This is a genomic window from Oleiphilus sp. HI0043 (assembly GCF_001634935.1).
In genome coordinates this window covers 1-719 of the sequence record NZ_LWEY01001798.1, presented here as the reverse complement: position 1 = coordinate 719, position 719 = coordinate 1, and the positions used below count along the sequence as shown (strand labels likewise).

Below are 719 nucleotides of genomic sequence, written 5' to 3'. Positions count from 1 at the left end.
TCTCCGGATGATGCTCGATTGCATGAACCTGGGCACCTTTACCCCACAACGCTAGCTCTGTGGCAACACCACCGCAACCTGCCCCAACATCCCAAATGCAATCGTCTGTTGTCGGTTCTAACAAAGACAATATCGCTAAGCGAACTTCACGCTTGGTAATCATGCCTTTACCGGGTGCTTTGTCCGTCACAAACTGCTCATCCGGAATTCCCGGAAATGTCGGCGTATATTGCGTCGATTCAAGTGTCTGTAAACACACGACATTTAAGGGATCAAAACGTTGGCTTTGTGCCTCTCCATCAATGAGTTCATCAATTGATAATAGACGTACCCGTTCGTCTGAATAACCAAGCTTTTCGCAGACCGTCAGCGCTGCCATTTCAAAGCCACGGCGTTGGCATTCTTTAGCAATTGCATGCGCAGAACTATTTTGATCAGTGAGCAATACATAGCATGTATGCGGTTTGAGCTGAGTGGTCAAAGATTGTAATGGACGACCATGCAGTGAAATAACCTCAACATCTTGTAAGGACCAGCCGAGTCGATGGCAAGCGGCTTGAATGCTGGACACGCCCGCATGAAAACAAAGTTGATCTTGCCTCAAATCCGAAAAGCTCTGCCGTACCCATTTTCCGATACCAAAAAATAGCGGATCACCTGAGGCTAGCAAGGCAACTGTTTCACCTTCGTCCAGATAGCTCGCCAATTGCCCTTTTAAA

General features: G+C 47.6%; 1 protein-coding gene. It reads right to left on the bottom strand.

Going from position 1 to position 719, the window contains the following annotated elements; translation table 11 throughout:
- On the bottom strand, window positions 1-719 hold a 719-nt coding region (gene cbiE, locus A3729_RS27590), incomplete at both ends, for a precorrin-6y C5,15-methyltransferase (decarboxylating) subunit CbiE (RefSeq protein ID WP_068634499.1).